Consider the following 24,217-nt stretch of genomic DNA (forward strand, 5'->3'; position numbering starts at 1 on the left):
GATGAACACAAGCAGCTGCCCAAAAATTCTAGTCGTCGATGACGAAGCCCATCTGCGCGAATTACTTGAGATTACCCTGATTAAAATGGGACTCGATGTCGACAGTGCAGAGAGTCTGGGCGTGGCACGCAGTTATCTGCAGAAAAATACCTATTCGCTGGTGTTGACCGATATGCGACTGCCCGATGGCTCGGGTATGGAACTGGTGGAGGAATTGAGTGCCAGCGATAAAAACACGCCGATTGCAGTGATTACTGCTTTCGGCAGTGCAGACAACGCGGTGATCGCGCTCAAGGCGGGCGCCTTTGATTACGTATCCAAGCCGGTTGCGCTTGATCATTTGCGCAAACTGGTGCGTTCTGCGCTGGAAATGCATGAAGTGGCGGCGGCACCGGTCAGTCGTGATCCGGAAGCCAGCCTGCGTGCGCCGTCCTTCCTGATCGGCAGTTCTGCCGGTATGCAGATGGTACGCAGCCAGATCGAAAGACTGGCGCGCAGTATGGCGCCGGTGATTATTACCGGTGAATCCGGCAGCGGTAAAGAACTGGCTGCACGTGAAATTCACAAGACCAGCGCGCGTGCCGCACAGGCATTTGTTGCGGTGAACTGCGGTGCAATTCCGGAAAACCTGATGGAAGCCGAGTTTTTTGGCTATCGCAAAGGGGCGTTTACCGGTGCGGTGGACGACAGGGATGGTTTTTTTCAGGCCGCCAATGGCGGCACTCTGATGCTGGATGAGGTGGCCGATTTGCCGCTCGCGATGCAGGTCAAATTATTGCGGGCTATTCAGGAGCGCCGTATCCGTAAAATCGGTGCCACGACGGAAGAATCTGTCGATGTCAGGATTATCAGCGCCACCCATCAGAATCTGGCGCGTTGCGTGGAAGAAGGACGCTTCCGTCAGGATTTGTATTACCGTCTGAATGTGATTGAACTGCATTTGCCGCCACTGCGCCAGCGTTTGGAAGATATACCGGAACTGGCACAAGGTATGCTGACTAAGCTGGCGCAGACGTCAGTCAGTCTGGCACCGGCCGCACTGCAAGCTTTGTTGCAATATGATTTTCCCGGCAATGTGCGTGAGCTGGAAAACATACTGGAGCGGGCACTGGCATTTGCCAATGATGGTTGTATCGAGCCTGGTGATCTGATGTTACGTGGCACCCGCATTGATACGCATGGTCTGCCTGCCGCTGCACTTACCACTAGTGCAGCCGTCGCTGCCGATTATGGTGCTGCAACTGCACCTGCAGCGATAGCGGAAGGGGCGCTGGAGTTGACTTTGCCCAGCTTGCCTTGTTCGCTGCCTGACTTCCTGGAGCAGGTGGAACGCGAAATGATACGGCGCGCCTTGCAGCAAACCTATCAGAACCGGACGCAGGCGGCTGAGCTGCTGGGTGTCAGCTTCCGTCAGTTACGTTATCAGATTCAAAAGCTGAAAATACAATAAGCTCGCAACTCTGCCTGTCCTGGAATAAATGCATGCTTATGGGCTTCGTCAAGTCCCTGACTGCTGCTGTGCTGGCCGGAAACGGCTTTCGGTTAGTGCTTACTTGCACTGTCGGGCGGCATTTTCTGTGAACCTTAGAAAGTCAATTCCCTAAGGGAAATTTTCATCAAAAAAATAAATATTTTTTCAATCAGAAAGCGCTTGCTACTGCCGCAGTGTGACACTAGAATTAGGGCTGTCGAGAAAATATGCACTATATCTAGTGTTTGATCTCATGATGAATTCTATGTTTTACCTTTCTTGCTTCACATCCCCCTCTAGCATTAACTGTTACACAAAGATGAGATTTACATAGCATTCAGCTATGTCAGGCAGTCTGTCGTAAAGCGCTGTACCCAATTAATCCCTCGTCATGCTGCGCACAATTTGCGTCGTATGACGCCCAGAAATTACTGAACCGGAGGCTCAATGCACTCTTCAACCGAAACATCCACGCTGACTCATTCTGATATCCCTGGTCTGCTGAATCCTGTTAGCGGATCTGCTGCGTCCAGTGGACAATTCAGTCAATACATGGTGATCCGTCGTAATGGCGCAGTCGTTGGTTTTGAACCATCGAAAATTGCGATTGCGATGACTAAGGCCTTCCTCGCAGTGAATGGCGGTCAGGGTGCGGCTTCGGCACGGGTACGTGAACTGGTTGAGCAATTGACAGCCACAGTGGTGGCTGCGCTGATGCGCAGACAACCTGCCGGTGGCACATTTCATATTGAAGACATCCAGGATCAGGTCGAACTCGCATTGATGCGTTCGGGTGAGCACGATGTAGCACGTGCTTATGTGTTGTATCGCGCCAAACACCAGGAAGAGCGCCGTCTGGCGCAGGAAGCACAGCGCGCATCCCAGGCCAGTCTGCCACAGATCCATGTTGTGGTCGATGGCGCAAAAGTTGTGCTCGACGTAGAAAAAGTACGTGCCATGATCGCGGCTGCCTGTATCGGCCTGGATAAACTGGCAGACGCAGAAGCGATCCTGACTGAAACCCTGAAAAATCTGTATGACGGCGTACCTGTCGAAGAACTGCACAAATCCGCAATTCTGGCGGCACGTGCCCTGATGGAAAAAGAGCCGGCTTACAGTCAGGTGACTTCCCGCCTGTTGCTGCATACAGTACGTAAAGAAGTGTTTGGCAAAGAAGTCGCACAGAATGATGCGGCTGCTGAATACATTACTTACTTCCCTGAATTTATCCGCAAAGGTATCGCTGCTGATCTGCTCGATACCCGTCTGGCAGAATTTGATCTGGCTACGCTGGCTAAGGCCCTGGTGGCTGATCGCGATCTGCAATTCAGCTATATCGGTTTGCAAACTCTGTATGACCGTTATTTCCTGCACATCCGCGGTACCCGTATCGAAATGCCTCAGGCTTTCTATATGCGTGTGGCGATGGGGCTGGCGCTGGAAGAAAAAGACCGTACTGCACGTGCGATTGAGTTTTACCATTTGCTGTCCAGCTTTGACTTCATGAGCTCGACACCGACGCTGTTTAACTCCGGCACACAACGTTCGCAATTGTCGTCCTGCTATCTGACTACCGTGGCTGATGATCTGGCTGGTATTTATGATGCGCTCAAAGAAAATGCTTTGCTGGCGAAATATGCAGGTGGTCTGGGTAATGACTGGACACCGGTGCGTTCACTCGGCGCGCATATCAAAGGCACGAATGGTAAGTCTCAGGGCGTGGTGCCTTTCCTGAAAGTGGTCAACGATACCGCGGTTGCAGTCAATCAGGGTGGTAAGCGTAAAGGCGCAGTCTGCGCCTACCTCGAAACCTGGCACATGGATATCGAGGAATTCCTCGACCTGCGTAAGAACACCGGCGATGACCGTCGCCGTACGCATGACATGAACACGGCTAACTGGATTCCGGATATGTTCATGAAACGTGTGATGGAAAAGGGCGACTGGACGCTGTTCTCCCCATCTGACGTACCGGATCTGCACGATAAATTCGGTAAAGCATTTGAAAGCGCCTATCTCGCTTACGAAGCCAAAGCCGCCAGCGGTGAGATCGAACTGTCGAAAAAAATCCCGGCACTCGACCTGTGGCGCAAGATGCTGTCCATGTTGTTTGAAACCGGACATCCATGGATCACATTCAAAGACCCTTGCAATATCCGCAGCCCGCAGCAGCACGTCGGTGTGGTGCACTCGTCGAATCTGTGTACCGAGATCACGCTGAACACGAACGAAAGCGAAATCGCCGTATGTAATCTGGGCTCAGTCAATTTGCCGGCACACATGAAGGATGGCAAGCTCGATCACGTCAAACTGCAAAAAACCATCCGCACTGCGATGCGTATGCTGGATAACGTGATTGATATTAACTACTATGCAGTACAGAAGGCACGCGAATCCAATCTGCGTCACCGTCCGGTCGGCATGGGTATCATGGGCTTCCAGGATTGCCTGCACATCATGCGTGTGCCATATGCATCCAACGAAGCGGTACAGTTTGCTGACACCTCGATGGAAGCCGTTTGCTATTACGCTTACCTGGCATCGACTGAACTGGCCGAAGAGCGCGGCACTTACAGCTCTTACAAAGGTTCGCTGTGGGATCGCGGCATCCTGCCACAAGACTCGCTCAAGCTCTTGATGGAAGAGCGTGGCGGCTATCTGGAAGCAGATTTCAGCGAATCGATGGACTGGACAGTGGTACGTGAGCGTATCAAACAACACGGTATGCGTAACTCGAACTGCGTGGCGATCGCACCGACTGCAACCATCTCGAACATTATCGGTGTCTCGGCCTGTATCGAACCGACCTACCAGAACCTGTACGTGAAATCTAACCTGTCCGGTGAATTCACTGAGATCAATGAATACCTGGTACGTGATCTGAAACAGCGCGGCTTGTGGGATGAAGTCATGATCGCCGATCTGAAATACTTCGACGGCAGCCTGGCTCGCATAGACCGCATCCCTCAGGATCTGCGCGAATTGTATGCGACTGCATTTGAAGTCAGCCCATCCTGGCTGGTAGAAGCAGCGTCACGCCGTCAGAAATGGATAGACCAGGCACAATCCCTGAATATCTATATGGCAGGTGCTTCCGGTAAAAAGCTGGATGAGACCTACAAACTGGCCTGGTTGCGCGGTCTGAAAACGACTTACTACCTGCGTACTATCGGTGCAACGCATACAGAAAAATCCACCACGAAAACCGGTGCCTTGAATGCGGTTGCAGTTGATGGCGGCAGTGGTTCTTTCAGTGCTGCACCGGTCGCGACAGCACCGGCAGTTGCGCCGGAAGCAGACGGTGCAGCCTGCTATCTGCGTCCGGGTGACGCTGGTTTCGAAGAATGTGAAGCTTGCCAGTAAGCACTGGCGCTTGATTGTATCAACCGGTGACAGTCAGCTGACTGTCACCCCTGTGTACTGATAGCGGATGCAAAACAGAGTTTAAGTCTCTGCATAGTTATCAGTACTCATCAATGTAAGGAATAGTGAAATGTTATCTTGGGATGATGAGGCCACCCCGGCCGCACCGGCACCGAAAGCTGCTGCTGCCCCTGAACAGCCAACACGTTTGCAAACGCAGGAAGTTGCGCTGAATCCGGCGCTGGTCAGCAAACCGGCTGCCGCTACAGATGAAACTGCACGTCGTGTGAACGCTGCAGACAAGCGCATTATCAATGGTCAGACTGATGTGAATCAGCTGGTGCCATTCAAGTACAAATGGGCCTGGGACAAATATCTGGCTGGTTGCGCGAATCACTGGATGCCGCAGGAAATTAATATGCAGCGCGATATCGAGCTGTGGAAAAGCCCGAATGGCTTATCCGAAGACGAGCGTCGTCTGGTGAAGCGTAATCTGGGCTTTTTCGTGACCGCTGATTCGCTGGCTGCCAACAATATTGTGCTCGGTACTTACCGCCACATTACTGCGCCGGAATGCCGCCAGTATCTGCTGCGTCAGGCATTCGAAGAAGCGATTCACACACATGCGTATCAATACATCGTTGAATCGCTGGGTCTGGACGAAGGCGAAATTTTTAATGCCTACAATGAAGTAGAATCGATACGCGATAAAGATCAGTTCCTGATTCCTTTCATCGACGTGCTGACCAATCCTGAATTCAAAACCGGTACTACAGAAGCGGATCAGACTTTGCTGCGTTCGCTGATCGTGTTCGCGTGTCTGATGGAAGGTCTGTTTTTCTACGTGGGCTTCACACAAATTCTGGCTTTAGGTCGTCAGAATAAAATGATGGGTGCAGCAGAACAGTATCAATACATTTTGCGTGATGAATCGATGCACTGTAATTTCGGGATCGATCTGATCAATACGATTAAGATGGAAAATCCACATTTGTGGACACCTGAATTCAGAGATGAAATTAAATCGTTGTTTTTGCGCGCGGTGGAGTTGGAATATCGCTACGCAGAGGATACAATGCCGCGTGGAGTGCTTGGATTAAATGCGCCTATGTTTAAAGGATATTTGCGCTTCATCGCAAATCGCAGAGCACAACAAATTGGTCTCGAAACTTTGTTCCCTCAGGAAGAAAATCCTTTCCCTTGGATGAGCGAAATGATAGACCTGAAAAAAGAGCGCAACTTTTTTGAGACGCGTGTAATTGAGTATCAGACCGGTGGAGCCCTCAGTTGGGAATAAACGCTTAATCAGCACCACGGGATTCCTGCCAGGGAGTACTCAAGGCTAACGCGAGATGTAAAACTCGAGAGGCCTCACCAAACCGAATGAACAGTCACAGACTACAAAGATTTGTACTGTCAGTGCCGCACTACCTGAGAAATTCAGGTATGGCGGCTTTTGGTCGTTCGTTTCGGAAGTCAGACATACCGACGCCGGCGTAGAACGCGGGCGTTTTTTTTGGTTTGATGTATTCTGCAGGAATAGATAAACCGATATGGCTGAAGTGCTGCATCGAGAGGGGATGCAGCAGTTCAGCCGGTGCCGAATTCATTAGCGCAACCAGCAGACTGTTTGCGCCGATGAATAATCCGCTTGAAAGGATAGAGCGGATTTAACTTTTATCCGATTTTTTTCCATCTCAATTGAAGGAGAAACAAAATGGCAACAGCACCACAAGATCAGCCAGGTTCGCCAGAACCAGCTGGTAAAAAAGCACCGGCAAAAAAAGCGACAGCGAAAAAAGCAGCAGCGAAACCAGCAGCTAAGCCAGCAGCCAAAGCGACTAAAGCAGTAGCGAAGCCAGCAGCCAAAGCGACTAAAGCAGTAGCGAAACCAGCAGCTAAAGCGACCAAGGCAGCAGCGAAGCCAGCAGCCAAAGCAGCGAAGCCAGCAGCTAAACCAGCAGCCAAAGTAACTAAGGCAGCAGCGAAGCCAGCAGCTAAAGCGACTAAAGCAGCAGCTAAGCCAGCAGTTAAAGCGAGTAAAGCAGCAGCTAAGCCAGCAGCGAAGCCAGCAGCGAAACCAGCAGCTAAGCCAGCAGCCAAAGCGACTAAAGCAGTAGCCAAGCCAGCAGCTAAAGTAGCGAAAGCGACTAAGGCAGTAGCAAAGCCAGCAGCTAAAGTAGTGAAGGCGACTAAGGCAGCAGCGAAGCCAGCAGCTAAAGTGACTAAGGCAGCAGCAAAGCCAGCAGCTAAAGTAGCGAAGGCAACTAAAGCAGCAGCGAAGCCAGTAGCGAAAAAAGCAGCCGCTAAACCGGCAGCTAAGGCGACTAAGGCAGTGGCAAAACCAGCAGCTAAAGTAGCGAAGGCAACTAAAGCAGCAGCGAAGCCAGTAGCGAAAAAAGCAGCCGCTAAACCGGCAGCTAAGGCGACTAAGGCAGTGGCAAAACCAGCAGCTAAAGTAGCGAAGGCAACTAAAGCAGCAGCGAAGCCAGTAGCGAAAAAAGCAGCCGCTAAACCGGCAGCTAAGGCGACTAAGGCAGTGGCAAAACCAGCAGCTAAAGTAGCGAAGGCAACTAAAGCAGCAGCGAAGCCAGTAGCGAAAAAAGCAGCAGCTAAACCAGCAGCTAAGGCCGCAACAAAAGCAGTAGCGAAGCCAGCAGCTAAAGCAACAAAGGCAGCAGCCAAGCCAGCAGCTAAAGCAACAAAGGCAGCAGCCAAGCCAGCGGCTAAAGCAACTAAGGTAGCAGCTAAACCTGCAGCCAAAGTAACTAAAGCGGTAGCGAAGCCAGCAGCTAAGGTAGCGAAGGCGACTAAAGCAGCAGCCAAGCCAGCAGCTAAAGTAACGAAAGCCGCAGCGAAGCCAGCCGCTAAAAAAACAGCAGCTAAGAAAACAGCTGAAGCGAAAGCAGTTGTGAATGCCAATGCAGCATGGCCTTTCCCAACCAGCACAAATCGTCCTGCGTAATTCTGAACTGCTTGGATGCCTGTGAGTCTTCAGGCACAATACCCACTGCGTGAACCTTCACCCGGTGGGTTTTTTATTTTGAGGACGACTTGTGCTGCATGAACTTTTGACTTTTGTCGTGGATACGATCACTGGCTTGTTTGCCAGTTTCCTGCTGTTGAGATTTTGGATGCAGGTGCTCAGAGTCCGGCCGCCAGCTCAGTTAGCGCAAGCGATATTTCAGTTGACCGATTGGCTGGTACATCCTATCCGGCGTCTGGTGCCTGGCTATAAGGGCTATGACTGGGCCAGTCTGATCGCGACCTTCCTGGTTGCCTTGGTCGCGATGCTGGTTGATTTCTGGGTGTTGGCGCAGTTTCCGGTGCAGGCCATACTGATCATGGCCTTGTTCCGTATGGTGCAATGGATCTTGTATGGACTGATGGCGCTGCTGGTATTGGAAGCTATCTTTAGCTGGGTGAATCCGAGTGCACCATTTGCACCCTTAATCCGCGCTTTGAATGAGCCGGTATTAAATCCGATTCGCAAAATTCTGCCATCGCTGGGCGGTCTGGATTTTTCTCCGCTGCTTGCTTTGCTGTTGCTGCAGGTAGTGCACCGGGTGCTCAGTGCATCGCTACCTGCATTACTGATGCTCTGAGCTGCTTCAGGCTTGTACCAAGGCCGCTGTCGATTGCCGGATGATTAGTGAAGACTTCAGCATTTCGCGGCGCAATGGTGCATCAGGCTCAGCAATACGCTTCACCAGGGTCTGCGCAGTCAGCTGCCCGATCACATGTTTAGGCTGGGCGATTGTGGTCAGCGGTGGGTTGCTGAATGAAGCCAGTGCAATATCATCGTAACCGATCACCGATAAATCTTTTGGTATGCTCACACCCGCTGCATTCGCGGCACAAATGCCACCGATCGCCATCAGATCATTGCTGGCAAAAATGGCAGTCGGTCTGTCACTCAGTGCCAGCAACTGCTGAAATGCGTTATACCCACCCTGGCTGGTGAAATCCGCGTGAATCAGATAATCAGGGCGGAATGCGATGCCCGCTTCTTTGAGTGCCTGCATATAGCCGGTTACGCGGCCACCACTGGGCAGCAGGGTATCCGGGCCAGCCACGCAGGCGATTTTGCGATGACCCAGTGACAGCAGATAGCGTGTCGCTTCATAGCCACCTTGCACATGATCCGCTTCAATAAAATCCGCCGCTACACCGGTTACTTCGCGGTCGACCAACACTTTGGGAATGCCTTCATCCGCCAGTAACTGACTCAGGTCCTCATCCGAACCGGAGGACACCAGGATCAGCCCATCTATCCTTTTCTCCATCAATACGCGAATATAGGCCGCTTGTTTTTTCGGGTCATCGTAGGAATTACACAGGATAATGTTGTAACCCAGCTTGAAAGAAGCATCCTCTATTCCTTGTATCACTTCTGCAAAATAAGGATTAGAGTTATTCGGTATCATCATTCCCAGCGTGTGGGTGCGATCATTCTTCAGGCTGCGGGCGACGGCGCTCGGGATATAGCGCAACTCCTGAATCACCGCCAAAACACGTTCGCGCGCATCTTCACTCACCACCCGGGTGTTGTTGATGACATGCGAAACGGTAGTGGTGGAAACGCGTGCTTTTTCTGCGACCTGCTTCATTGTTGCCATAAAAATTCCTGCCTTTCTGGGTCGTGATTATGACGCAGCTACGCAACTACGGTTAAACTTTTTGCAAATTCACAGCGCAGATGCAGTATCCGGCTGGCATGGTGATACTGCGCCTGCCTATCAATAAGGACCCAGCATGAATGATCTTATAGTGAGAAACGCTAGTTTAGCGGATGGCCGTCGTCATATCGATATCCTGGTCAGGGATGGAAAGATAGTCGCCACTGAGCCCGCGATTGCAGTGACCGGCTTACCTGAGCTGGATGCTGGCGGTGATTTGCTATGTCCGCCTTTTGTCGATGCGCATTTTCATATGGATGCAGTACTCAGCTATGGGCAACCGCGCGTGAATCAATCCGGTACGCTGTTGGAGGGCATTGCTTTATGGGGTGAGCTGAAACCGCATCTGACCCAGCAGGCCTTGGTTGACCGGGCGCTGCAATACTGTGACTGGGCAGTTGCCAAAGGCTTGCTGGCGATACGCTCGCATGTGGATATCTGCGATCCGCGTTTGCTCGCGGTGGAAGCATTGCTGGAAGTCAGAAAACAGGTGGCACCTTATCTCGATCTGCAACTGGTCGCGTTTCCTCAGGATGGCTTACTGCGCAGTGCCGATGCCTGGACTAACTTGCAGCGTGCCATCGCGATGGGTGTCGATGTGGTGGGTGGTATTCCGCATTTTGAACGCACTATGCAGGACGGCGCTGAATCAATACGTCTTTTGTGTGAATTCGCAGCAGAGCGCGGACTGATGGTCGATATGCATTGTGATGAGTCGGATGATCCTATGTCGCGTCATATTGAGACCCTGGCTTACCACGCACACCGGCTAGGTATGCAAGGGCGGGTCACAGGTTCGCATCTGACTTCCATGCATTCTATGGATAATTACTATGTCAGTAAGCTGTTGCCGCTGATGAAGGAAGCGGGCGTGGCGGCCATCGCTAATCCGCTGATCAATATCACTTTGCAGGGACGTCATGATCACTATCCTAAGCGACGCGGTATGACGCGGGTGCCAGAAATGCTGGCGCTCGGCATTCCAGTCGCGTTTGGCCACGATTGTGTGATGGACCCCTGGTATAGCATGGGGGCTGGCGACATGCTGGAGGTGGCGTCTATGGGCTTACATGTGGCGCAGATGACTTCGCAGGCGGCTATGCATCAGTGCTTTGATGCGGTCACGCGCTACCCCGCACAGATATTAGGCTTGCAGGGCTATGGGCTGGAGCCGGGCTGTCAGGCTGACTTTGTGATTCTGGATGCGCGCGACCCGATTGAGGCTTTGCGTCTGCGTCCGGTACGGCGTTATGTGGTGCGACGTGGTCGTGTCATCAGTCAGACTGCTGCACCAATTGCGCAGCTGAGTCTGGATGGACGTCCGCAGTCAGTAAATTTTCGTTTGGGGTAATGTCTGATGCGAGGCAGAACGGTCAGCCCTGAGGGCCGACCATGCTGCATGCTTGCTGTTGATCAGAGACGGGCGAAGGCGCGTTGTGCTGCTTCCAGTGTGGCGGCAATGATGGCACTGTCATGCTGGATAGAGACAAAGCCAGCTTCGAAAGCGGATGGGGCCAGATAAACGCCTTCATCCAGCATCAGATGGAAGAAGCGATTGAATTTCTCTTTATCGGTCGCCATCATGGCCGCATAGCTGGGTGGGATTTCTTTGGCAAAGTAAATGCCGAACATGCCGCCGACTGCATCGGCGCAGAAATCGAATCCGGCGGCTTGTCCCGCTGCTTGCAGGCCATCCGCCAGTTGCCGCGTCTGCGCGGTCAGTGTTTCATAAAAGCCGGGTGTCTGAATCAGCTTGAGCGTGCTCATGCCAGCAGCCACGGCAACCGGGTTGCCGGATAGTGTGCCAGCCTGATAGACGCCACCCAGCGGTGCCATATGCCCCATCAGATCGGCACGACCGCCAAAGGCTGCCACCGGCAGGCCACCACCGATGACTTTACCCATGCAGATCAGGTCAGCCGCAATGCCGTACAAGGCCTGAGCACCTTGCAAACCGACGCGGAAGCCGCACATCACTTCGTCAAAAATCAGGATGCTGCCATGCTGAGTACACAGGCTGCGCATGGTTTGCAGGAATTCTTTGGTGGCCGGGATCAAATTCATATTGCCGGCGACCGGCTCGACAATCACGCAGGCGATCTGATCACCAATAGAAGCAAATACCTCTTCCAGTTGCTGGCTGTTGTTGTAGTCGAGTACCAGTGTATGTTTGCTGAAATCTTCCGGCACACCGGCGGAAGTTGGGTTGCCGAAGGTCAGCAGACCGCTGCCAGCTTTGACCAGCAAAGAATCGGCATGACCGTGATAGCAGCCTTCAAATTTAATGATCTTGTCGCGCTTGGTGGCACCGCGTGCCAGACGCAGGGCGCTCATGGTGGCTTCCGTGCCGCTGGAAACCAGTCTGACTTGCTCGACATTCGGCACGATTTTGCAGATTTCTTCTGCCATCAATACTTCACCTTCGGTCGGCGCACCAAAGCTCAGACCACGGGTGATCGCTTGCTGCACGGCGCTGATGACTTCCGGATGGGTGTGGCCGACGATGGCCGGACCCCAGGAGCCGATGTAATCAATATAGCGTTTGTCATCCGCATCCCAGAAATACGGTCCTTCTGCGCGGGAAATGAAGCGTGGCGTGCCGCCTACTGAACGGAAAGCGCGTACAGGCGAATTCACGCCGCCCGGTGTGGTTTGTTGGGCACGGGCGAACAGGATGTCGTTATTGCTAGTCATGATAAGAGCAGTCTGAAGAAAAATGAAAGGCTAAACAGCGGAGTCGGGCAGCGGTTCGCGTGCCCAGAAAAAACGGTCAGGGATCAGCTTGCCCATGCCCAGTTGCTGCGCATGGCGTAAGGCAGCATGGGTGAATTCCTGTGCTTCCAATACCGCCTCCGGCACATCAATGCCACAGGCCAGCAGCGCCGTAATCGCTGCCGATAAAGTAGTGCCCGCACCTGCATGGGAGCCTGGAATGCGTTGCCACACGTCGCGCCGCACGACGCCCGCCTCATTGAATAAGGTATTGGCAAATTCGTTGTTGCCAGCCTGGGTCCCGGTGACCAACACAAATTTGCAGCCGGAATCAATCAGGGTCATCACATCGGCGGTCAGATCGTCGTCCTCGCCCTGATCTTTCCAGGTTTCTGCCAGACGGGATAATTCGACGGCTGAGATCACCAGCACACTCGCTTGCGGAATCAATAGCTCGCGGATGGCCAGTATCAGGTCTTCTGCTTCAGCCGTCTGTTCATTTACTTCGGAATGGAAAGGGTCCAGCACAAAGGGCAGATCCGGATAGTCGGATGCAATTTCAGCAATCGTGGTGACATTGTCGACACTGCCAGCTTGTCCCAGTTTGATTGCAGCGACCGGCATATCTTCCAGTACTGAGCGTGCCTGCTCGTCGATCAGATCGGCTTCCAGCGCATGGATACTGTCTATCTGAGCTGTGTCGCCGGTCAGTACTGAGGTCACGACTGGCAAACCATGGCAAGCCATGGCCGCAAAAGTGCCGATATCGGCAAATAAACCAGTGGCAGAGACCGGATCGGACGCGCCAAAGCTGAGAATGAGAGGAGAAATTTGGTTTTGCACGTTACGTAGATTAATATAGCCAGCTTAGCAGCGCTGACACACCTGAATTAGGGGGGCAAGCGGTCTGTTTATGCAGGATTTGCAGCAATTTTAATATTCTACTTGATTGAAGGGCTTTAGTCGTGAGTGATAACGTAGGTGGTACGCCTGAGTACAAAACATGGATGTGTCTGATTTGTGGCTGGGTGTACGATGAAGAGCAGGGCTTGCCGGATGAAGGCATTGCGCCAGGCACAAAATGGGATGATGTACCAATGAACTGGACGTGTCCTGAGTGCGGTGCGCGCAAGGATGACTTTGAAATGGTTGTGATTTAACCGCAAATCCAGTTTTTTTCCTTGTATTAAATGTTTATTCAGGGAAAATAAGCACAGGTGTAATTTTTTTTTGATAGAGTGCTTGTTTGCTCCGAATTTGTCGGATTTAGTCGGGAAGAGATGAGTTTATGTCAACGATGGCTGGTAATGAAAATTTAAAAATTATGGTGATCGACGACAGCAGCACGATACGTCGATCAGCAGAAATTTTTCTCGGACAGGCCGGATACAAGATTGTATTGGCTGAAGATGGATTTGATGCCTTGGCCAAAATCAATGATTCGCATCCGGATCTGATCTTCTGCGACATCCTGATGCCGCGTCTGGATGGTTATCAGACTTGTGCTCTAATTAAGAAAAGCGCGAAATTCCGTGACACGCCTGTGATCATGCTGTCCTCTAAGGATGGCTTGTTTGATCGTGCACGTGGCGCTATGGTAGGGTCTGATGAATATCTGACTAAGCCATTTACTAAGGATAGCCTTCTGAAAACTGTAAAAAATTACACATCAGAAGCGCAGGACAAATAATTCAGTTTTAAGTGAGGTGTTAGCAATATGGCTATTCAAAAAATTCTGGTTGTGGATGATTCTCCAACCGAGCGTTATTTTCTGACCGATGTTCTGGTAAAACACGGTTTTTCCGTGTCGACCGCAGAAAACGGTGAAGAAGCACTGCTGAAGATTAAAGCAGACAAGCCACAACTGATACTGATGGATGTAGTCATGCCGGGGCAGAATGGCTTCCAGATCACGCGTGCGATTGCCAAGGATCCGGAAACACAGGATATTCCTGTGATTATCTGCACCAGCAAAAATCAGGAAACTGACCGGATCTGGGGTTTGCGCCAGGGCGCGCGTGACTACCTGGTCAAGCCGATAGATCCTCAGGAGTTGCTGACCAAAATTGCTGCGCTCGGCTAAGCTGTTAGCGCACTGATCTCTGTTTCTTTCGATACTCCGGATAAGTTCATGACCCAAGCGTTGAGTGATGCTGCCACTCTGTCTGAAGTGGCAAAGCCTGATAATAGTGTCAGACGTACCCGCCTGCGCGAATTCCAGGCGCAGTTGGTTGACCGTATGCAGGCGGCTCAGCGTGGTGGTTTCACCCAGCTGAGCCAGTTGGGTGTGCTGATTGGTGGCGTACGTTATCTGCTGGATCTGCGCGAGGCAGGCGAAATCGTCAGCGTAGGCAGCCTGACGGAAGTACCGCTTACCCGCGATTGGTACAAGGGTGTGTCGAATATCCGCGGTAATCTGACCAGTGTGGTGGATTTACCGCGATTTCAAGGGCAGGAGCTGACGTCGCTGGACGCATCCTGCCGTATTGTAGGTTTTGCTTCCGTGCTCGCATTTAATGGCGGGCTGCTGGTGTCTCAGGTTCTTGGCCTGCGTAACGTGGCGGAAATGGAAGTCGTTGTAAATGAACCCGGTGCGGCCGACAGTCGCGCCTGGTTGCCCAGAAGCTTTCGCGATAGCGAAGGCCGGATCTGGCATGAGCTCAGCCTGGCTGCCTTGGTGCAGGACCAGGATTTTTTGCATATAGGTTTGTAATCAGTAGTTGTTTATGAGTTGTTCAGTAGTTTATTGAATACTGCTGATAGCTTTTCAATCGTTTAGGAGACTTAGTAATGGCATTCAATCTACCGTTCTTGTCCAAAGGAAAAGAAACTCCGGAAGTTGACGGAACCGACGTTGCGGCAAGGTCGCTTGGAAATGCTGATTCGGTTGAAATAGAAGAAGCAACAAATGTCCGTATGCTGAACCCGGAAGCAGTACCGGCAGCAGCGGCAGTGTCCGAGACACGCCCGGCCTTAGCCGCAGACGCACTGTCGGCAACCCATGCGGACGCGACCTTCATTGGTGATGCGCTGGAAAAAGGTGGCGATATCCGCCTGCCAATTATCGGCAAAATGACACTGAGACAACAGGGTCGTATTTTGACGTTTGTGATGGGTGCTTCCCTGATTTTAGGTGCAATTTTCGTGTATCTCAACTCTCGCCAGTCTGCGAATGTCTCAACTCAGGTACAGATTTCGGGTGATGTGCTGATGCACTCCCAGCGTATCGGTAAAGCGGCACCAAATGCGATTCAGGGTAATGTGGAAGCGTTTAAGCAGCTGGAAGATAGTCGTAACGAAATCAATGCAGATTTAAAGACCCTGCTGGAAGGTGGTAAGTACCAGGGGCGTTATGTGCCTAGTGCGAGTTCGTCGTTGACGCCGGTGCTGAATGAAACCATCAAAACCTGGCAAAGTTCAAACAAGGCGGCGGAAACCATTCTGAACCGTCGCAAAGAGTTGACTGGTTTCGGTCAGACTCTGCGCAAATTGAATACCTTGTCGCCGGTTTTGCTGGAACTCACAGAACAAATTTCCACACTCAAGGTGCAGGGCGGTGGCTCGGCACGTGAAATTTCCGCTTCCGGCCAGCTGGTCATGTTGACCCAGCGTCTGGGGCGTAGTGCGAATGAATTCCTGACTTCTGAGGGTGTTAATCCTGAAACGGCATTCTTGCTGAGTAAAGATACCAACACTTTCTATGATCTGGTGGAAGGCTTCCTGTCAGGTAGTGATGTATTGCGTCTGACGGCCACCAAGGATGCAGATACCCGTGAAAAACTGGAAGAACTGAAAAAAGTGTTCGCGGAATACAAAGACAGCGTGTCTGTGATTCTGGGTAACTTGCAAAACTTCATTGCCGCTAAACAGTCTGAACAGTTGCTGTTTAATGAAAATGAGGAATTAAAAGCCAAGCTGAGCGTTCTGCAAAAAACTTATACTGCGCAGCAGGATTCCACCAGTATCAGCTTCGTGATGGTCATGTTGTCGGCAGCTTTAGCACTGGCTGCTGCCTTAGGTAACGCGCTGGTTCTGTTGCAGGAAAGCCGTAACCGCGCTAAAGAGGCGAATGAACGTCGTCAGGAAGCAGCGTCCCAGATGCTGCAGGCGAAGAAACAGGAAGAAGAAGCGAAAGCTGCTAACGATCAGAACCAGGCTGCGATTTTGCGACTGATGAATGAATTGCAGGAAGTGGCGGACGGTGACTTGACGGTGCAGGCGACGGTTTCTGAAGATATTACCGGTGCGATTGCCGACTCGGTTAACTACACGGTGGAAGAGTTGCGTGGTCTGGTAGGTCGTGTTACCAACACAGCGGAGCAGGTTACCTCTGCGTCTGATCTGGCGCAGGATATTTCTAACAATCTGTTGGACGCGTCTGAACAGCAATCACGCGAAATTACTGATGCAGGTCAGGCAGTTCTGACGATGGCGGCGGAAATTACCGACGTTTCGCGTTCTGCGAATGAGTCGGCCGAGGTTGCGCGTCAATCGGTTGCTGCGGCGGAGCAGGGCGCGCATGCGGTTGAAGACGCGATCAAGGGTATGAATGAGATTCGCGAACAAATCCAGGAAACGTCTAAACGTATTAAACGTCTGGGTGAATCTTCCCAGGAGATTGGTGAGATCACAGAACTGATTTCTGACATTACCGAACAGACCAACGTACTGGCGCTGAATGCGGCGATTCAGGCGGCATCTGCGGGTGAAGCCGGACGAGGCTTCTCGGTGGTTGCGGAAGAGGTGCAGCGACTGGCGGAACGTTCTGCTGAAGCGACCAAACAGATCGGTGCGCTGGTTCGTACGATTCAGACCGATACCCATGATGCGGTAGCCGCGATGGAAAAATCCACTCAGGGTGTGGTTGAGGGTGCGAAGCTGTCCGATGCGGCCGGTACTGCGCTGGCAGAAATCCGTAGCGTTTCTAACCGTTTGGCGGAACTGATTCAGGGTATCTCGCTGGCGACGGAACAGCAGGCAACTTCTGCGAACGGCGTTGCACAAAACATTCAGCACATTCTGAGTATGAATGACCAGACCCGTACCGGTACCCAGCAGACAGCTGACTCCATTAAGCAACTGGCGTTGCTGGCGGAAGAGCTGAAAAACTCGGTGTCACGATTCAAAGTGACGGCCTGATTTTCAAGCTACGGGGCAGTATTGCCCCTGTCTTTTTGCAAGGCAATGAAGATTTCTTCATTGCCGCTTGAGTTTGCGGAGTACGCATGACATACGAATTTTCCAATTCGCCTGAGCTGTCAGAAGAACAGTTTGACACCGGACCTCTGTCCTGGGTAATGGCGGATATCCGTGAAGCGATTAATCATTCAGGCAAGTTCCTGACTGAGGCCCTGGTGCAGGATGAGGAAAGCCGCACCACGACTTTACTGCATGCGAAAAATTATCTGCATCAGGCGCACGGTGCTTTACAGATCGTTGATATTGATGGCGTTGCCATCGTCACAGAAACCATAGAAGAGTTACTGGAACGCCTGCAGGCAAAGCAGCTTGATCTCAACCAGGAAAATATAGACGTCATCCTGGATGCTTTTCATGCGGTATTGCGCTATCTGGAAGACTTATTGTCTGGCGCCAGTCATCAGCCGGTCCGTCTGTTCCCTTACTACCGTGGCTTATTACAGTTGAAAGGTGCCGAGCGTATTCATCCGGCCGACCTGTTTTTCCCGGCACTGGCAGTACGCGAGAAAATCCCTGAACTGACCGTGACCCATAGCGGAGCGGCACCGGCCTACAACGGTTTGCGCCAGCGTTTTGAAAAACAACTGCTGACGGTGCTGACTGCTAAAGATGCACAAAAACAGCAGGAAGCCGCATTGGCAATGCAAGAACTGGTTGCTGAAATCGATCAGGTCCAGTCCAACCCGCAGGCAAAAGCCTTCTGGGTCGTGATGCGAGCCTTCATCGAGTCAGTAGCGACTGGCAGCATTCCGAATCAGCAATATGTGAAACAAATTTTTGGTCGTATCAATTTGCAGATACGCCGTCTGGTCGAGGGTGTCACCACGATACCGGAACGCCTGTTACGTGATGCCCTGTTTTTTATCGCCCAGGTTGAACAGCCTACGCCTTTTGTGGCGCGTGTGCGTCAGGCCTATGCGCTGAATAACACGGTGCCACTCGATTATGACCAGAAAAATTATGGTCAGATCGCTGCAGGTGTGCTGAGCAGCGCGAAAGAGCAATTGACTGCAGTGAAAAACCTGTGGGGACGTATTGCCAACGGCGAGTCCGGTCTGGCAGATAAATTTTCGGCCAAGATGAAAGACCTGGCTGAAACCGGCAACGGCTTGAATTCTCCTGCGCTGTCCAAACTGTTGCGTGAACTCAGCGGTATTGCGCGTCATGTCGCGCATTCAGAAGATGGTAACAAGCTCGCGCTGGAACTCGCGACCAGCCTGTTGTTCGTCGAAAATGCACTGGATCAGATTACCCGTTTGCCGGCGCATTTTGCTGAGCGTTCGGAAGAGATTACCTCTCGTTTATTGTCGGTCGTGTCTGGTGATGAACCACAATCCCAGGCCGCCTGGATGGGCGAAATCTCGCGTGAAGCGCAGCAGCGTCAGACCATGTCAGTATTGGTTGCTGAGATGCAGGCCAGCCTGCGTCAGATTGAAAAAAATCTGGATGAATATTTCCGTCACCCGGATCAGACTGACTTACTCAAACCAGTCGATGGCACCTTGCACCAGATCGGCGGTGCGCTGGCAATCCTGGATCAGGATGACGCTATGCGTGCAGTGGAGCATACCCGCGCACTGATTACGCAATTTGTCGCGCCGGAAGATGGGCAGCTTAGCCCGGAACTGGAAGCCAGTCATCGTCAGGTGGCACAGAATATTGGTGCCCTGAGCTTCTTCATCGAAACGATGCAGACGCAGCCGGAAACCGCCAGGAAGAAGTTTACTTTTGATCCTGACAGTGGTGTGTTCCGTTCACATTTACTCGAAGCCCCGGTACAGAAAGAGTTGTTGCCAGCTACTGCAGATGTGCAAACAGCGCATACCGCAGGTCAGTCCGCTGCGGTACAGACTGCAGAACAAGAGCTCGCTAATCAGCAGCAGGAATCAGCCCGTCTGGCTGCTTCCTTAGTGGCGCATCCGGAAGATCAGGATTTGCAAGAGCAATTAAAGCAATCGCTGGAGTCGGAACGCAAAGTGGCGACGCTGCTGGATGATGCCGATGCGAGTGACCGCGCACGCGCAGCCATTGCCATGCTGGACAATGCTGATGATGAAGCGCATTCCGGTTTACAGCATCTGGTAGCAGGCGAAGCGCAGACGGCGGCAGTGGTTGCGCCTGCTGCGCAGAATACGCTGCCACAATCGGAAGAAGCGATTGATGCCGAATTGCTGGAAATTTTCCTGGGTGAAGCGGAAGAAGTGCTGGAATTCGTCGGACAGACTTTGCCTTTGTCGCGCAAAGATACGGATAATCAGGAATACCTGACCAGCCTGCGTCGTTCTTTCCACACACTCAAAGGCAGCAGCCGTATGGTAGGCCTGAATGTGTTTGGCGAGACCGCATGGCATATTGAGCAGGTCATGAATATCTGGCTGTCCGAATCTAAACCAGGCAATGAGAATTTGTATCGCTTGCTGGAGCGCGCCTCCCATGAGCTGGCATTGTGGACGGAAGAACTGAAGCAACAAGCCTGGTCGCACCGCACTGGCGCCGCGATTATCGAAGCTGCACAGCGTGTGAAATCCGGGCTCGATTATGAAGATGTGCCTGAGACCCTGGCACCGGCAGCTGCCGCACCTCATGAAGTCGCAGAGGCCACCGATACCGGCGCTGAAGTCGTTGAACCTGTTGCGTTTGCTGAACCGGTTCAGCCTGACAGCGTGGAATTGGATAGCATTGCTAAACAACTGGAGCCGGAGCATACCGCGCTGACAGCGCAAGCCGGCTTGCCAGTTGAAGCAGCTGCAGACGACGCACATGAAATCACGGCTGATGATGTTGTTGGTGATATAGCTGATATAGCTGCAAATGCGCTGACAGACACGCACGAGAGCGATCAGACTGCTGTGCATGAGCCTGATGCATCTGATGCTGCGCTCAGCGCTGAGCTGGAATCAGCCGCTGTGATCGAGGCAGAGCCGCTCATTACGGATGCCTCACCGGAGTTTGAACTCACTGCAAGTACACCGTATCAGTTCCCGGAAACGATCGCTGCGCCTTTGCAGGAAGCGGCTCTGGCGATGGATGACCTGGCTGCTGATGTGGCCGAGGATGTGATCGCGGATGTGAGCCTGGATACGGCATTACCGGAATTGACTGCATTGTCGGATGTGCCAGCACCGTCAGAAGAAGCTGAGCTGATCGAGATGACAGAGGTACCTGCTGATCTGGCTCACATGATACTGACGCCGGAAGCGGAGCTGCAGGCAGAAGCGCACACAGAAGCGCACACAGAAGCCGAACTGCAAGCCGATGCGCTGATGCCGCAAGTTAGCTTTGAACATCAGCCTGAATATCAACCTGAATATCAGCCTGAACGCAGCGATGAACTGCTGAGCAGTTCGCCTGAGCTGGTCTTGCCTGAAACGGAAATCGATGAAGTTGCAGTCGCCGGACAGATCCTGTCTGAACTGCCAGTTGTCGTTGAAGCCGGCGCTGAATCTGGCCCGGAAGCAGCGGATCTGCTGGCTGCTGAGCTGCCATCTGAACCGGAACTGACTGCGCAGATACTGGCTGAAATCGATGCAGAAGTGCGCGCCGAAATGCAACAGGCAGCACAACAACCGGATGAGCTGAACGCAGCGTCTGTATTGCCGGAAGACCAGCTGGTACAAGTCACAGCGCAAAATGAAGCGCTGGACCCTGTCCAGAACGGCGCAAAAATCATTGAATTCCCGGACTTAAGCAAACCGGCAGTCACACTGGATGACAATATTAAGCGCATCGGTGATCTGGAAATCAGTTTGCCGCTGTTCTCTATCTATATGGCAGAAACCGATGAAATCGTGCGCTTCCTGAGCCAGGATTTCGCGGAGTGGCGTCATGAGTCTTACCGGCCTGTGACCACCCATGCGATTCACGCAACGCACTCACTGGCCGGCAGTTCCGCCACGGTTGGACTCAAGCCTTTGCAAGAACTCGCGCATAGCCTGGAACTGGTGTTGCAGCGTCTGGCACGTCACTCTGTGGTTTTGCAAGCCCATGAGTATGATGTGCTGGATCACGCGCTGGATACTGCCAAACGCATGCTGCAAAAGTTTGCCTTGTCCGAAATGGCAGATTATGCGCCGGATGAAGTTAAACAGCTGGAAGCTTTATTGCAGGATGTGATCAGCCGCTCTGACGCTGGTGCGGACGAGGAATTCATCACCTCCACCAATGAACGCCTTGATTTGTCGGATTTGTCTGCCGTGAATGCAGATGCCGCAGATGCTGCTGATGTTGCTGCGCTGGAGCAGGTGGAATCCGCTGAATTAGCACAGGCACAGCTTGCACCGCATACGGAAGCTGTCGTCAGCAGTGTCAATGTCATTGATACCCAGTCTGCCAGCGAAAACACATCCGGCATCCAGATCAATGATGAACTGGATCAGGATTTGCTGCCGGTATTTATCGAAGAAGGGCAGGATTTACTGCCTATGGTAGGGCAGTTATTGCGCAGCTGGCAGGACAATCCGGCTGACAGTGCGACGCCACAGGCGATCGCCCGTCTGATGCACACCATCAAAGGTAGTGCAAGGATGGCTGGTGCGATGGGACTGGGACAGCATATCCATGATATGGAAACCCGCATCGAAAGTCTGATGGCTGCCGGTAGCACGGTACGTTTGCCTTTGCTGGATGATCTGATGGCACGCCACGATTTGAGCATGCAAATGTTCGATCAGCTGCAAAATCCTGAAGCATTTGCCCAGCCGGCCGTAAGCGATGCGCCGCTGACAGCTGCGCAAGAACTCGATCAGTTCCAGGAAGCGATGGTGGCTGGTGAAGCTGAACCCGCGGCTAAACCGCGCGATATGGTCAGTCTGACGCCATTGATGCCACTGAACACAGACGGCGCAAAGAAAACAAATTTCACGCCAGCTGTTCCAGCTGCTACTCCGGCTGCGGCAGCCGGTCCGGTGCCGCTGGTGCGCGTGCGCGCTGACGTGCTGGATCGCCTGGTTAACCAGGCCGGTGAAGTGTCGATCTCGCGTTCACGTTTGGAAAATGAAGTGGGTACGCTGCGTTCATCGCTGAGTGAGCTGACCGAAAACGTGAACCGTCTGCGTTCCCAGTTACGCGAAGTGGAAATTCAGGCGGAAACCCAGATTACTTCGCGTATGGCACATTCTGGCGACCGCGAATTTGACCCGCTGGAGTTCGACCGTTTCACACGTTTGCAGGAACTGACCCGCATGATGGCCGAGAGCGTGAGCGACGTGGCGACGGTGCAGACCAATCTGACCCGTACCATCGATGGCGCTTCCGGCAACCTGCATGTGCAGGCACGTCTGACCCGTGAATTGCAACAGGATTTGATGCGCGTGCGTATGATTCCGTTTGCCAGCGTGTCTGAGCGTTTGTACCGTGTAACCCGGCAGACTGCGAAAGAACTTGATAAGCGCGTCAATCTGGATATCCGTGGTTCCAACGTAGAAATGGACCGTGGCGTTCTGGAAAAAATGGTAGGTCCGTTTGAACATTTGCTGCGAAATGCGATTGTGCATGGCATAGAAAGCCGTGAGCAGCGTAAAACCACAGGTAAGAATGAAACCGGCGAGTTACTGATAGAAATCCGTCAGGAAGGTAACGAGGTCATGATCCGCTTTAAGGATGATGGCCAGGGGCTGAACCTGAACTCTATCCGTGAAAAAGCCCTGAGTGTAGGCCTGTTGAGTCTGGACGATGAGCCAGGTGAAGCTGAGACAGCCGGCCTGATTTTTGAGCCAGGCTTTACCACTGCATCTGAAGTGACTGAGCTGGCTGGACGCGGCGTTGGTATGGACGTGGTGCGTTCCGAAGCAGCCTCTCTGGGTGGCCGTGTCGAAGTCGTGACCAGCAGTGGTCAGGGTGCGGAATTTACGATTCACTTGCCGCTGACACTGGCTGTGACGCAGGTTGTATTGTTATCCGCTGGTGGCCGCACTTTTGCTGTTCCTTCGGTATTGGTGGAACAGGTGCAGCATCTGAAATCGAATGCACTGGCGAATGCGTATAACGATGGTGCCGTCATGTGGCAGGGCCAGCGCGTGGCAATGCATTTCCTGTCATCGTTGCTTGGACATCGTGAAGTGGTGCCGATGGCGCAGCAATACACACCTTTGCTGATCATGAAGAGCGGTACTGAACGCGTTGCTTTGCACATCGATGAAATTCTCGGCAATCGCGAGGTGGTGGTTAAAAACATCGGCCCGCAACTGGCGCGTATGGCAGGTATTGCCGGTGCAACGGTGCTGGGTTCCGGTGAAATCGTGTTGATTCTGAATCCGGTACCACTGGCGCAGCGTTTCGAAACTGAACGTGCGCGTCTGCCACAAGCTGGCACAGAAACCGTGCCGGGCGCTGTGGCTGACCTGCATCATCAGGAAACGATGCAGCCTGTCCGTAGCGAACCGGTACAGGGCTTGCGTACCCAGCATACAGTGATGGTGGTGGATGATTCCCTGACGGTGCGCCGCGTGACCCAGCGTTTGCTGACACGTGAAGGCTATCAGGTGATCTTGGCCAAAGACGGTATTGACGCGCTTGAGCAATTACAATCGGTCACGCCGGATGTGATGCTGGTGGATATTGAAATGCCGCGTATGGATGGTTTCGATCTGACCCGTAACGTGCGCAGTGACAGTCGTACCAAGCATATTCCTATCATCATGATTACTTCACGTACTGCGGATAAACACCGTAACTATGCGAAGGAACTGGGTGTGAATGAGTATTTCGGTAAGCCTTACCGCGAGGACGACTTACTGGCAGCGATTGTCCATTTTGTCGGACAGGAGCATGCCGTCATCGTCTGATGGTTGGAAGC

15 protein-coding genes are annotated in these 24,217 nt (G+C 52.6%); 12 read left to right on the forward strand and 3 right to left on the reverse strand.

All coding sequences use genetic code 11. The features are described from left to right. Position 1: 1 nt before the first annotated feature. The 5 genes from EYB48_RS10830 (at position 2) to EYB48_RS10850 (ending at position 8,439) form a co-directional block, all read left to right on the forward strand. Positions 2-1,450 carry a sigma-54-dependent transcriptional regulator gene (locus EYB48_RS10830; RefSeq protein ID WP_162020366.1) on the forward strand — a complete coding sequence of 483 codons (1,449 nt, stop codon included), beginning with the start codon at positions 2-4 and terminating at the stop codon, positions 1,448-1,450. A 468-nt stretch (positions 1,451-1,918) separates the two neighbouring features. Beyond that, positions 1,919-4,834 carry a ribonucleoside-diphosphate reductase subunit alpha gene (locus tag EYB48_RS10835; protein ID WP_162020367.1) on the forward strand — a complete coding sequence of 972 codons (2,916 nt, stop codon included), beginning with the start codon at positions 1,919-1,921 and terminating at the stop codon, positions 4,832-4,834. Positions 4,835-4,964: 130 nt separating this feature from the next. After that, positions 4,965-6,131 (forward strand): ribonucleotide-diphosphate reductase subunit beta, encoded by a 1,167-nt coding sequence (locus EYB48_RS10840; RefSeq protein ID WP_162020368.1) that lies wholly within the window; start codon positions 4,965-4,967, stop codon positions 6,129-6,131. Between the two features lie 420 nt (positions 6,132-6,551). After that, positions 6,552-7,799 carry a transcriptional regulator gene (locus tag EYB48_RS19535; RefSeq protein WP_162020369.1) on the forward strand — a complete coding sequence of 416 codons (1,248 nt, stop codon included), beginning with the start codon at positions 6,552-6,554 and terminating at the stop codon, positions 7,797-7,799. 91 nt (positions 7,800-7,890) lie between these two features. Next, on the forward strand, positions 7,891-8,439 hold the full coding sequence (locus EYB48_RS10850; protein ID WP_162020370.1) for a YggT family protein: 549 nt from the start codon (positions 7,891-7,893) through the stop codon (positions 8,437-8,439). A 6-nt stretch (positions 8,440-8,445) separates the two neighbouring features. Here EYB48_RS10850 and EYB48_RS10855 read toward each other — a convergent pair whose 3' ends face one another. Continuing rightward, positions 8,446-9,453: a LacI family DNA-binding transcriptional regulator gene (locus EYB48_RS10855; RefSeq protein WP_202927762.1), complete on the reverse strand. Its 1,008-nt coding sequence runs from the start codon at positions 9,451-9,453 to the stop codon at positions 8,446-8,448. A 136-nt stretch (positions 9,454-9,589) separates the two neighbouring features. Here EYB48_RS10855 and EYB48_RS10860 point away from each other — a divergent pair, with 136 nt between their 5' ends. Further along, positions 9,590-10,864, forward strand: a complete 1,275-nt coding sequence (locus tag EYB48_RS10860; RefSeq protein ID WP_162020371.1) for an amidohydrolase family protein — start codon at positions 9,590-9,592, stop codon at positions 10,862-10,864. A 62-nt stretch (positions 10,865-10,926) separates the two neighbouring features. On the opposite strand, the gene hemL is transcribed toward EYB48_RS10860, so the two are convergent. Both hemL and thiD read right to left on the reverse strand, forming a co-directional pair. Beyond that, positions 10,927-12,207, reverse strand: a complete 1,281-nt coding sequence (hemL, locus tag EYB48_RS10865; RefSeq protein WP_162020372.1) for a glutamate-1-semialdehyde 2,1-aminomutase — start codon at positions 12,205-12,207, stop codon at positions 10,927-10,929. Positions 12,208-12,237: 30 nt separating this feature from the next. After that, positions 12,238-13,068: a bifunctional hydroxymethylpyrimidine kinase/phosphomethylpyrimidine kinase gene (gene thiD, locus EYB48_RS10870; RefSeq protein ID WP_162020373.1), complete on the reverse strand. Its 831-nt coding sequence runs from the start codon at positions 13,066-13,068 to the stop codon at positions 12,238-12,240. A 164-nt stretch (positions 13,069-13,232) separates the two neighbouring features. Here thiD and EYB48_RS10875 point away from each other — a divergent pair, with 164 nt between their 5' ends. The 6 genes from EYB48_RS10875 to EYB48_RS10900 all read left to right on the forward strand — a co-directional run bounded on the left by EYB48_RS10875 (position 13,233) and on the right by EYB48_RS10900 (position 24,206). Further along, the gene (locus tag EYB48_RS10875) at positions 13,233-13,385 is read left to right on the forward strand and encodes a rubredoxin (RefSeq protein WP_162020595.1); all 153 of its coding nucleotides are present in this window, start codon (positions 13,233-13,235) and stop codon (positions 13,383-13,385) included. 128 nt (positions 13,386-13,513) lie between these two features. Further along, positions 13,514-13,915: a response regulator gene (locus EYB48_RS10880; protein ID WP_162020374.1), complete on the forward strand. Its 402-nt coding sequence runs from the start codon at positions 13,514-13,516 to the stop codon at positions 13,913-13,915. Between the two features lie 27 nt (positions 13,916-13,942). Further along, positions 13,943-14,308, forward strand: a complete 366-nt coding sequence (locus tag EYB48_RS10885) for a response regulator transcription factor (RefSeq protein WP_162020375.1) — start codon at positions 13,943-13,945, stop codon at positions 14,306-14,308. Positions 14,309-14,356: 48 nt separating this feature from the next. Then, positions 14,357-14,938 (forward strand): chemotaxis protein CheW, encoded by a 582-nt coding sequence (locus tag EYB48_RS10890; protein ID WP_235935061.1) that lies wholly within the window; start codon positions 14,357-14,359, stop codon positions 14,936-14,938. A 77-nt stretch (positions 14,939-15,015) separates the two neighbouring features. Further along, positions 15,016-17,364, forward strand: coding sequence for a methyl-accepting chemotaxis protein (locus EYB48_RS10895; protein WP_162020376.1), 2,349 nt, complete (start codon positions 15,016-15,018; stop codon positions 17,362-17,364). 86 nt (positions 17,365-17,450) lie between these two features. Then, entirely contained in the window at positions 17,451-24,206 is a 6,756-nt protein-coding gene (locus EYB48_RS10900; protein WP_162020377.1) for a hybrid sensor histidine kinase/response regulator, read from the forward strand. Positions 24,207-24,217: the final 11 nt, after the last annotated feature.

This window comes from Cognatundibacterium crateris (genome assembly GCF_010078235.1).
Lineage (GTDB): Bacteria > Pseudomonadota > Gammaproteobacteria > Burkholderiales > Burkholderiaceae_D > Undibacterium > Undibacterium crateris.

Coding starts and splice junctions, on each gene's coding strand:
- EYB48_RS10830 (WP_162020366.1), top strand. CDS start 2: ATGAACACAAGCAGCTGCCCAAAAATTCTAGTCGTCGATGACGAAGCC.
- EYB48_RS10835 (WP_162020367.1), top strand. CDS start 1,919: ATGCACTCTTCAACCGAAACATCCACGCTGACTCATTCTGATATCCCT.
- EYB48_RS10840 (WP_162020368.1), top strand. CDS start 4,965: ATGTTATCTTGGGATGATGAGGCCACCCCGGCCGCACCGGCACCGAAA.
- EYB48_RS19535 (WP_162020369.1), top strand. CDS start 6,552: ATGGCAACAGCACCACAAGATCAGCCAGGTTCGCCAGAACCAGCTGGT.
- EYB48_RS10855 (WP_202927762.1), bottom strand. CDS start 9,453: ATGGCAACAATGAAGCAGGTCGCAGAAAAAGCACGCGTTTCCACCACT.
- EYB48_RS10860 (WP_162020371.1), top strand. CDS start 9,590: ATGAATGATCTTATAGTGAGAAACGCTAGTTTAGCGGATGGCCGTCGT.
- hemL (WP_162020372.1), bottom strand. CDS start 12,207: ATGACTAGCAATAACGACATCCTGTTCGCCCGTGCCCAACAAACCACA.
- EYB48_RS10875 (WP_162020595.1), top strand. CDS start 13,233: ATGTGTCTGATTTGTGGCTGGGTGTACGATGAAGAGCAGGGCTTGCCG.
- EYB48_RS10880 (WP_162020374.1), top strand. CDS start 13,514: ATGTCAACGATGGCTGGTAATGAAAATTTAAAAATTATGGTGATCGAC.
- EYB48_RS10885 (WP_162020375.1), top strand. CDS start 13,943: ATGGCTATTCAAAAAATTCTGGTTGTGGATGATTCTCCAACCGAGCGT.
- EYB48_RS10890 (WP_235935061.1), top strand. CDS start 14,357: ATGACCCAAGCGTTGAGTGATGCTGCCACTCTGTCTGAAGTGGCAAAG.
- EYB48_RS10895 (WP_162020376.1), top strand. CDS start 15,016: ATGGCATTCAATCTACCGTTCTTGTCCAAAGGAAAAGAAACTCCGGAA.
- EYB48_RS10900 (WP_162020377.1), top strand. CDS start 17,451: ATGACATACGAATTTTCCAATTCGCCTGAGCTGTCAGAAGAACAGTTT.